This is a genomic window from Pseudomonas asplenii (assembly GCF_001293465.1).
GTDB lineage: Bacteria > Pseudomonadota > Gammaproteobacteria > Pseudomonadales > Pseudomonadaceae > Aquipseudomonas > Aquipseudomonas fuscovaginae_B.
Window position 1 is genome coordinate 257752 of record NZ_JSYZ01000011.1, and the last position, 9536, is coordinate 267287.

Genomic DNA, 9536 nt, shown 5'->3' on the forward strand with positions numbered 1-9536 from the left:
TCAACAAAAAGGTGAGGGAACATGGATCAGTGGGCATTGAAGGCCGTCGAGAGGATCGCCGGCGAACGTCGGGCGCCGTACCAGCACATCACCGTCGATCGGTTGACTCCGATCATCGGCGCGCAGATCGGCGGGGTCGACCTGTCCAGGGAACTGGCGCCCGGGCAACTGGCGGAAATTCGCCGGGCCTTTCTGGAAAACCACGTGCTGGTGTTTCGCGACCAGCACCTGAGCGTCGAGCAGCACAAGGCCTTTGGTCGACTGTTCGGTGAGTTGCGCGCCTTGCCGCTGGAGGATATCGACGGCGACGATGCGGAACTGGTGGTCATCCGTGCCACGGCGCAATCGCGCTTCGTCGCCGGGGAGGCCTGGCACACCGACGGTACCGCGGACCTGGCACCGTCGATGGGTTCGATGCTGTACATCAAGGAGACCCCGGCCATCGGTAGCGGTGGCGACACCTTGTTCGCCAACATGCACCTGGCGTTGGACATGCTGTCGCCGACCCTGCAGGGTTTTCTGCAGGGGCTGACGGCCATCCATGATGGGGCGATTCCGTGGAAGGGCTACCCGGCGCCGGAGGGGTTGCCCAGGACCGAACACCCGGTGGTGGTGCGCCATCCGGAGACCGGGCGCAAGACGTTGTTCGTCAACTCCGGGTTCACCTCGCATATCGTGCAACTGTCCGAGGGGGAAAGCCGGGTGCTGCTGGACCTGTTGTTCGGCCTGGTGGCCCGCGAGCCGATTCTCACCTGCCGGGTACGCTGGGAGCCCAATACCCTGGTGTTCTGGGACAACCGCTGCACCCAGCACCATGCGGTGTGGGACTACTTCCCGCATTCGCGGTATGGCGAACGGGTGACGATCCTCGGTGAGCAGCCGCAGCCCTATACCGAAACCTGAAATCCTGTGGGCCCGCAGGCCTGCGCTCATCCACCGAATGGAGCGGGATGGGGGTGGGTCAGGCCCACTGTGGCTGGGCGAGTCGGGGAAGCAGCGCCTCGACGATCAGCTCGCCGAAGGCCAGGTTGCCGTGCAACGGGTCATCGATCTCGCAGAACCGCGGGGCCTGCCAGCCATCCTCACCGTTGGCGGCGTCCCGCACATCGATCAGCTCGACGCCCAACTCGCGCAAGCGTCGAATCAGCACCTCCTGCGCCGCGATGAATACCCGCGCATCGGAAAACTCCGGCACCCGCTGCGGTGGCAGGACCACCAGCACCCTGATGCCCAGTCCCAGCACCCTTTCGTAGAACGCCAGGGCATACCGGCTCATTTCTTCTATGATCGACTCGAACAGGGGCCCGCCCAGAAACCCGGCGTCGAACTCGCCACTTTCATCCTGATAGCAGTGCCAGTTCGGCCGACTGGCGAGAAAGTGCACGCTCATGCCGAGCGTACTGACCAGCGGAACCGACAGTTCTTCCAGCCGGGCCACCCCGGCCAGCTCCAGCGCCTGGCGATAACGCTGGTCCATTTCCGTATCACGAAACCCCACGTCCCCCGGCTGCGCTACCAGGAAATCGACGTTGAAATCCCGTCCGGCCCCCAGCGGGCCGCCGCAGGCCATCAACCCGCGGGCCTGCGCCGCCTTGCCGATCGGCCCGGCGTTGGAGTCGCCCAGCAGCAGGAAGCTAGGGCTTGGCGTAGTAGTCGAGTACGGCGTCTTCACAAACAAGGTCCTCGCTGGGCAGATGAGCGATCGGGTTGGCTGGTGCCACCGGCGGTTGGCCGTTCAGGGCGCTGAAGAACTGGCGCATGACGAACGCCACCCCGGCGGCCGTGACTTCGCGTTGGTTGTCCTGGTAGAAGGCGGCCTTGAACGGCGTGCCGGTGATGATCTCGTAGGAGGGGAAGTAGTCGACTTCCGGCTGTTCCTCGCACAACTGGCCGGCCACCGCGCGCAACACCGATTTGGAGTAGGTGGTGGCGGTCAACACATGCTGGCCGGTCGCGGTAGCGGTCAGCGGCACCGGCGACACGGTCAGCAGCACCCGGATCCGCGGATTCACCGAGCGCAACAGTTCGAGTGCCGTGTGCATTTCACGGTGGCTGTCGACGAAGCCGAAGTTGTGCAGGGCATGGACCTGCGGATCGAACGTCCCCTGCAGCGTACCGGGGCAGAGCGGGTACACCAGGCCGTTGCGTCGATTCACCCAGGCCTCGGTCAGCCCCAGGGTGAAAACGAAGACCCTGGCCCGCTGCAACGCCGTCTTCATCGCCGCCAGCGTGACCTGTCGGGCCTCCAGCAGCGCCTGCCGGCTGGCATGGCCTTCGGGTTCGACCACCGGCCGCATGGGGTCGAAGAAACGTCCATCGCGGCTCCAGAGCTCGTCGGGCATGGCCTGCCTGTCCAGGCACCACTCCAGCCACTGGCGCAACATCGCCGGGGTGTAGAGGTTGCCGGTGCGAAAGGAGAACACGCCATAGTGCCGCGCCTTGCGCTCGGCTTCCGACAGGCCGGCCGGCGACGGTTCGCTGTCGACCCAGTTCATCCCGCGCTCCACCAGTGCCCGGCCGATATGCTGGGCAAAGCAGGAACCGGCGGTGACGATGGCATCGTCGCGTTCGATCCCGAATTGCGGCAGCCACAACTCGCTCATGCTTTCGGCCGTCTGCTGTGCCACGGCACTGCGCCAGAATGAACGAGGTGCCAACAGTTGGTAAGGATTCATCCCGGGTTCACTCCGAATTGGACCTGGTTGAGGGCGATCATGTCGTCGGTTCCAGCGCGCTGGCCGGCTGGCCGGCATCCAGTGCCCGGTAGCCGAGCAGGCCGATGGGCAGGCAGGCCAGCGCCAGGGCGGAAAACAGCACCACGCCGCCCAAGTGGCTGATCACCAGCGCCCCGAGCAGCGGCGCCACCGCCGAGCCGAGCCCGGCCAGCATGGAAATGCCGATGAAACTGCCGCGCATGCCGGGCGGCGCGAGGCGATCGATCAGGGTGGCGAACAACGGCATGACGATGATCTCGGCCAGCGTCGCGAACCCGATCGCCAGTATCCAGCCGTACCACAGCGCGCCGGTGTTCAGGGCAATGATCGCGTGGCCGATCATCAGGCAGGCGAGGGCGAGGATGTAGGCGCGCTTGTCGGCCAGGTTCATCAGCCAGCCCATCAGGCACAGGTGGAACACCAGCACGACCGAGGCGTTGGTCACGCTCAGGCTGGCGATCACCGCGTTGATGTCCTCGACCTTGAGTGCCAGCAGGTAGAAGGTCAGCGACTCGTCGACCTGGGCGTAGACCAGCACCAGGAAGAAGTTGGCGACAATGATGGTCAGGAACAGTCGATTGCCGAGCATCGCCCGCAGCACCTCACGCAGGGGCGGCGAGGTCGGCTCGGTACCGGCCAGGTGCGGCGCCTGCAGCCGATAGCGCGCGGCGCCGAAGATACTCAGGGCCAGCAGTGCGTAGGTGACGGCGGCGATCGGAAACACCGCGTCGCTCTCGCGGTTGGCGAACCACATGCCGAGCAACGGCCCGCTGGCAGCGGCGCAATTGACCACGTAGTAGCGGATGTGGAAGAGAAAGGTACGTTCGTTGTCGGTGGCGACGGTGTCGCTGAGCAGCACCCGCAACAGCGGTTCGAGGATGCTGTGGGCGACCGCCATGCCGATGATCGCGACGAAGTAGCTGGTCTGCCCGGGTGCCAGCCCCATCAGCAGGAAGCAGCCGGCGCCCAGGGCGCAGCCGAAGCCCATCAGGTTGCGGGCATTGAAGGTGTCACCGAGAAAGCCGCTGAGCGGTGAGAGGGCGATGCTGATCAGCGCACCCAGGGCCAGTTGCGCGCCGATATCGGTGATCGGCGTGCCGAAGCGTCGGTTCATCGCCACCACGATGAACGGCCAGACCATGAACGAGGCGACCCGCGACAGGCCGATGCCCAGCAGCAGCCAGCGGGTGGCCGCGGGCAGGGCCCACAAGGTCTTCCATAGGGCGGGTTTCTGGCGCAGATCCATCTGGCTCGTCTCGACAGGGAAACAGGGCCCCGCCTGGAGGCGGGGCCTGCTCATTGAAGAGGGCAATGCGCCGATATGCAAGCCCCGCGAAGCCGGTCGACGACTTTATTTGCGGGGCGGGCGAAAGCGGCCGTCAAGGCCGCTCACCTCAGTGTGGCGCGCGGGGAATGGTCTTGAGCAGATCGGCCGGGCTGATATGGCCGACCACCGCACTGCCCGGTTGCGGCAGGTCGAGGATGTGACCCTTGATCTTGCCGATGATGTGCATCTCGCAAGGCTTGCAGTCGAACTTCAGGGTCAGCACCTCGTCACCCTGGATCAGTTGCATCGGCGCGACCTTGGTCCGCACGCCGGTCACGCCCTTGGCCTGTTTCGGGCACAGATTGAAGGAGAACCGCAGGCAGTGCTTGGTGATCATCACCGGCACTTCACCGGTTTCCTCGTGGGCCTCGAACGCCGCGTCGATCAGCTTGACCCCATGACGGTGATAGAAGTCACGGGCCTTCTGGTTGTAGACGTTGGCCAGGAACGACAGGTGCGACTCCGGGTACACCGGCGGCGGGCTGGTCTCGGCCTTGCGGCCACCGCGCGGATGGGCGGCGACTCGGGCTGCGGTCAGCGCCTCGATCACTTCGCGGCGCAGGCTCTTGAGCTGCGAGTTGGGGATGAAGTAGGCCTGTGGCGCATCGAGCTCGATGGCGGTGGCGTGGTACTGGGTGGTGCCCAACTGGCCGAGCAGGTCGCGCAGTTGCTCCAGGGCCTGCTCCGGCTTGTTGGCCAGGCCGAACGGGCCGTCCAGGGCCACGCTGGCGCTGACGCCTTCCTCGCTGGTGGCGGTCAGTTCCAGACGCTCCTCGCGCAGGCGCGCGCTCCAGCTGACACCGACACGGCGCTCGGCGGAGGTCTTGAGCAATGCCTGTTGCCAGTTGTGATCCAGGTTGCGGTTCAGCGGGTGGTTCGGACGCAGGCGGTGCATGCCCTCCGGCATCTCGTTGGGTTCGACGCGGTAGCGGTAGCGTTTTTCACCGTCCTCCTCGAACTCGCCGCGCGGTTCGGCGACGTTGGCACGGAAGCCGACCACTTCGCGCTTGATCAGCACGTTGAGGCCATCGCCGTTGGACAAGGGCTCGGTGGTCACCACCTGCAGGTCGCGCTTGCCGGCTTTTTCCACCACGCCCACCGGCAGGCCGGTGAAGGTCGGAGTGTCGAAGGCGCCGATATCGATCTTGCGCTCGCTGACGAAGTAGTCGGTGCTGCCGCGGTGGAAAGTCTTCTCCGGGTCCGGCACGAAGAAGTGCGCGGTGCGGCCGCTGGAAGCGCGGGCCAGGTCCGGGCGGCCTTCGAGAATGTCGTCCAGGCGCTGGCGGTAGTAGGCGGTGATGTTCTTCACATAGCCCATGTCCTTGTAGCGGCCCTCGATCTTGAACGAGCGCACGCCGGCCTCCACCAGGGCGCGCAGGTTGGCGCTCTGGTTGTTGTCCTTCATCGACAGCAGGTGCTTTTCGTAGGCGACCACGCGGCCCTGGTCATCCTTGAGGGTATAGGGCAGGCGGCAGGCCTGGGAGCAGTCACCACGGTTGGCGCTGCGGCCGGTCTGCGCATGAGAGATGTTGCACTGGCCGGAAAAGGCCACGCACAGCGCACCGTGAATGAAGAACTCGATCGCCGCGTCGGTTTCGTCGGCGATGGCGCGGATTTCCTGGAGGTTCAGTTCGCGGGCCAGCACCAACTGGGAGAAGCCGGCCTGGTCGAGGAACCTGGCCCGTTCCAGGGTGCGGATGTCGGTCTGGGTGCTGGCGTGCAGTTCGATCGGCGGGATATCCAGTTCCATCACGCCCAGGTCCTGGACGATCAGCGCGTCGACCCCGGCATCGTAGAGTTCATGGATCAGCTTGCGCGCCGGCTCCAGCTCGTTGTCGTGCAGGATGGTGTTGATGGTCGTGAAGACCCGCGCGTGGTAGCGGCGGGCGAACTCCACCAACTGGGCGATATCGCTCACTTCGTTGCAGGCATTGTGGCGGGCGCCGAAGCTCGGGCCGCCGATATACACGGCATCGGCCCCGTGCAGGATGGCTTCGCGGGCGATGGCCACGTCGCGGGCGGGGCTGAGCAATTCCAGGTGATGCTTGGGTAGGGACATGTTTTTCTAGTCAGGCTGCACGGTCAAGGCGTGCATTGTACCGGCGAAACGCCGCGCCGGCACCCGTTGCGGCTGACCGGTCAGGCCTTGGCCGCTATCGCCGTGACTTCCACCTTCATGCCTTCGATCCCCAGGGCTGCCACGCCAATGGCTGCACGTACCGGCCAGGGTTTGACGAAGAACCGCCTGTAGACCTCGTTGAACGCCGGACGGTCGGCGATATCGGTCAGGTAGATGGTCAGGTGCAGGACGCGGTCCAGCGAGCTGCCGGCCTTCTCCAGCGCCACCTTGAGCGCCTGCAGGGTGCATTCGCTCTGCCGGGTGATATCGCCCAGTTCCAGGCTGCCGTCGGCACGGGTGGGGATCTGGGTGGACACCAGCAGGCCGCCGAAGCCGGCCACGTCGGAGGAAATCGAGTCCGCGTCGGGATCCGGCAGGAAGGTCAGGTCATGATTGGCCATGGGGTTCTCTTGTTGAAAGTTGCGCAGGGAAGGGCGCGCACCTGGCACGCCCGTTGATGAATCAGCCCGGCAGTATAGGCGTGACGCGCCGGTACCGGTACCGCATTGCCCCGACGAGTGGATTCGCTGCCGGAAAATAGAGACTTGCATGATAAAAGCCGCCATGAATATTATGATCATAATTTTCGTTGCCAGCGATAGAGGTCAGTCCGTCATGGGCACTCAAGTCCACATTGCCCCCGAAAGTACATCCGCTGTGGCCCCGGCGCGGCGCAAGCCACTGGTGCGCCTGGCGGTGCTCGCGGCAGCGGTGGCCGCGGCCGTCGTTTACGGCAGCCACTGGTGGCAGACCGGACGGTTCGTCGAGGACACCGAGGATGCCTATGTCGGCGCCGAAGTCACGGTGATCAGCGCCAAGGTCCCGGGCTATATCAGCGAAGTGGCGGTGAGCGACAACCAGTTCGTCAGGGCCGGGGACCTGCTGGCCCGCATCGATGTCCGTGACTACCGCATCGCCCTGGCCAAGGCCGAAGGTGCCGTGGCCGCCCAGCGGGCGAGCCTGGCCAACCTCGATGCCACCGAACAGTTGCAGCAGGCGCTGATCAGCCAGGCCCGTTCGCAGATCGATGCCAGCGATGCCGAGGCCCGCCGCGCCCACGACGACCACGCCCGCTACCAGACGCTGGTGCGCAGCCTAGCGGTCTCCGTCGAAAGTGCCCAACGTGCCGATGCCACCTGGAAAACCGCCCAGGCCGAACGGGCCCGGGCCGAGGCGGGACTGCTGGCGGCGCAACGCCAATTGGCGGTGATCGAAACCCAGCGGCAACAGGCCCGGGCCATGCTGGAACAGGCCCAGGCCGAGCGCGACCAGGCACAGTTGAACCTCGGCTACACCGAACTGCGCGCACCGCTGGACGGCTATGTCGGCAACCGCCGGGCCAAGGTCGGCGCCTATGCGGCAGCCGGCAGTCAGCTGATTTCGGTGGTACCGGCCCATGGCCTGTGGGTGGACGCCAACTTCAAGGAAGATCAGCTCGCGCGGATGCAGGTCGGCCAAGCGGTCAACATCAAGGCCGATATCCTGCCGGGTCGTGAGTTCCATGGGCACATCGAAAGCCTGGCACCCGCCACGGGCGCCCAGTTCAGCGTGCTGCCGCCGGAAAACGCCACCGGAAACTTCACCAAGATCGTCCAGCGTGTTCCGGTGCGGATCCGCCTGGACGGCAGCGACGCCGACTTCGGTGCCTTGCGCCCGGGGCTGTCGGTTCAGACCGAAGTGAACACCCGCGAACAACCGGCCATCGAACCGGCGGTTGCCCAGGCCAGCCGGTCATGAGTGACGGGCTGCCGACACTGAGCACCCGGCAGAAGGTCGCCGCCTTTGCCTGCATGTGCCTGGGCATGTTCATCGCCCTGATCGACATCCAGATCGTGTCCGCCTCGCTGCGCGATATCGGCGGCGGCCTGTCGGCGGGCGCCGATGACACCGCCTGGGTGCAGACCGCCTACCTGATCGCCGAGATCATCGTCATCCCGCTGTCCGGCTGGCTGTCGCGGGTGATGAGCACCCGCTGGCTGTTCGCCGCCTCCGCCGCCGGCTTCACCCTGACCAGCCTGCTGTGCGCGGTGGCCTGGAACATCCAGAGCATGATCGCCTTTCGCGCGTTGCAGGGTTTCCTCGGCGGTTCGATGATTCCGCTGGTGTTCACCACCGCCTTCATCTATTTCAACGGCAAGCAGCGCATCATCGCCGCCTCGACCATCGGTGCCATCGCCTCGCTCGCGCCGACCCTCGGCCCGGCGGTCGGTGGCTGGATCACCGACATTTCCTCCTGGCACTGGCTGTTCTACATCAACCTGCTGCCGGGCCTGTTCGTGACCCTCAGCGTGCCGCTGCTGGTCCGGGTCGACCAGCCGAACCTGGCGTTGCTCAAGGGCGCCGACTACCTGGGCATCGTGCTGATGGCGGTGTTCCTCGGCTGCCTGGAATATACCCTCGAGGAAGGTCCGCGCTGGAACTGGTTCAGTGACAGCACCATCACCCTGACGGCCTGGGTGGCGTTGGCCAGCGGGGTGCTGTTCATCTGGCGCTGCCTGGAAATCGACGAGCCGATCGTCGACCTGCGTGCCCTGGGCGAGCGCAACTTTGCCCTCGGCTGCCTGTTTTCCTTCATCACCGGCATCGGCATCTTCGCCACCATCTACCTGACACCGCTGTTCCTCGGCCGGGTGCGCGGCTACGGGGCACTGGATATCGGTATCGCGGTGTTTTCCACGGGGATCTTCCAGTTGCTGGCGATTCCGGTGTATGCGTTCCTTGCCAGCCGTATCGACCTGCGCTGGATCCTCATGCTCGGCCTGGCGTTGTTCGGCCTGTCGATGTGGAATTTTGCGCCGATCACCCATGACTGGGGTGGCAAGGAACTGCTGCTGCCCCAGGCGATACGCGGGTTTGCCCAGCAACTGACCGTCGCGCCGACGGTGACGCTGACCCTCGGCTCCCTGGCACCGGCCCGGCTCAAGCTCGCCTCGGGGCTGTTCAACCTGATGCGCAACCTCGGCGGCGCGATCGGTATCGCTGCCTGCGCCACGGTGCTCAACGACCGCAGCAACCTGCATTTCCTGCGTCTGGCGGAGCACCTGAACAGCCGTAACGAAGAGATGAATCTCTGGCTCGAACACTTGAGCAGCAGTGCCCAGGCGCTTGGCCAGAACAGTCTGGATGCGAGTCAGATCGCGTTGCGCCAGCTCTGGGCCCTGACCTGGCGAGAGGCCCAGACGCTGACTTATGCCGATGCGTTTCTGGTGATCATGGTCTGCTTTATTCTGGCGACGGTGTTGGTGCCGTTGATGCGCAAGGTTCAGCCGCCGCAGCAGCCTTCTGCGGATGGGCATTGATCAGGTGCGGGAGCTGCTGTCTGTTCGGCTTTTTCCGGGGGAGGTGGGAGGTGGGGTACATATCCGTTTGCGCGTTT

At 65.2% G+C, this 9536-nt stretch carries 8 protein-coding genes; 3 read left to right on the top strand and 5 right to left on the bottom strand.

The features are described from left to right. Positions 1 to 21 precede the first annotated feature (21 nt). Positions 22 to 903, top strand: a complete 882-nt coding sequence (locus tag PF66_RS16695) for a TauD/TfdA dioxygenase family protein (protein ID WP_054063304.1) — start codon at positions 22 to 24, stop codon at positions 901 to 903. A 58-nt stretch (positions 904 to 961) separates the two neighbouring features. On the opposite strand, the gene PF66_RS16700 is transcribed toward PF66_RS16695, so the two are convergent. The 5 genes from PF66_RS16700 to PF66_RS16720 form a co-directional block, all read right to left on the bottom strand. Then, positions 962 to 1672, bottom strand: coding sequence for a hypothetical protein (locus PF66_RS16700; RefSeq protein WP_054059241.1), 711 nt, complete (start codon positions 1670 to 1672; stop codon positions 962 to 964). Beyond that, complete coding sequence (locus PF66_RS16705) at positions 1635 to 2675, bottom strand: GSCFA domain-containing protein (RefSeq protein WP_054063305.1); 1041 nt, start codon at positions 2673 to 2675, stop codon at positions 1635 to 1637. Before PF66_RS16705 ends, PF66_RS16700 begins: the two co-directional genes overlap by 38 nt. 37 nt (positions 2676 to 2712) lie before the next feature. Next, entirely contained in the window at positions 2713 to 3960 is a 1248-nt protein-coding gene (locus PF66_RS16710) for an MFS transporter (protein ID WP_054063306.1), read from the bottom strand. Between the two features lie 148 nt (positions 3961 to 4108). After that, complete coding sequence (locus PF66_RS16715) at positions 4109 to 6100, bottom strand: peptidase U32 family protein (RefSeq protein ID WP_054059238.1); 1992 nt, start codon at positions 6098 to 6100, stop codon at positions 4109 to 4111. 80 nt (positions 6101 to 6180) lie between these two features. Then, a complete protein-coding gene (locus PF66_RS16720) occupies positions 6181 to 6561 on the bottom strand; it encodes a RidA family protein (protein WP_054063307.1) in 381 nt (126 codons plus the stop codon). Positions 6562 to 6775: 214 nt separating this feature from the next. Between PF66_RS16720 and PF66_RS16725 the strand changes: the two genes are divergently transcribed. Continuing rightward, the gene (locus PF66_RS16725; protein WP_054063308.1) at positions 6776 to 7897 is read left to right on the top strand and encodes an HlyD family secretion protein; all 1122 of its coding nucleotides are present in this window, start codon (positions 6776 to 6778) and stop codon (positions 7895 to 7897) included. Next, entirely contained in the window at positions 7894 to 9459 is a 1566-nt protein-coding gene (locus PF66_RS16730) for a DHA2 family efflux MFS transporter permease subunit (protein ID WP_054063309.1), read from the top strand. The genes PF66_RS16725 and PF66_RS16730 overlap by 4 nt, the downstream gene beginning before the upstream one ends. The last annotated feature ends 77 nt before the right edge of the window (positions 9460 to 9536 follow it).

Bases quoted from the DNA above. Each gene is read 5' to 3' on its own strand.
- PF66_RS16725 (WP_054063308.1), top strand. From the start codon at position 6,776: ATGGGCACTCAAGTCCACATTGCCCCCGAAAGTACATCCGCTGTGGCC.
- PF66_RS16720 (WP_054063307.1), bottom strand. From the start codon at position 6,561: ATGGCCAATCATGACCTGACCTTCCTGCCGGATCCCGACGCGGACTCG.
- PF66_RS16695 (WP_054063304.1), top strand. From the start codon at position 22: ATGGATCAGTGGGCATTGAAGGCCGTCGAGAGGATCGCCGGCGAACGT.
- PF66_RS16710 (WP_054063306.1), bottom strand. From the start codon at position 3,960: ATGGATCTGCGCCAGAAACCCGCCCTATGGAAGACCTTGTGGGCCCTG.
- PF66_RS16705 (WP_054063305.1), bottom strand. From the start codon at position 2,675: ATGAATCCTTACCAACTGTTGGCACCTCGTTCATTCTGGCGCAGTGCC.
- PF66_RS16715 (WP_054059238.1), bottom strand. From the start codon at position 6,100: ATGTCCCTACCCAAGCATCACCTGGAATTGCTCAGCCCCGCCCGCGAC.
- PF66_RS16730 (WP_054063309.1), top strand. From the start codon at position 7,894: ATGAGTGACGGGCTGCCGACACTGAGCACCCGGCAGAAGGTCGCCGCC.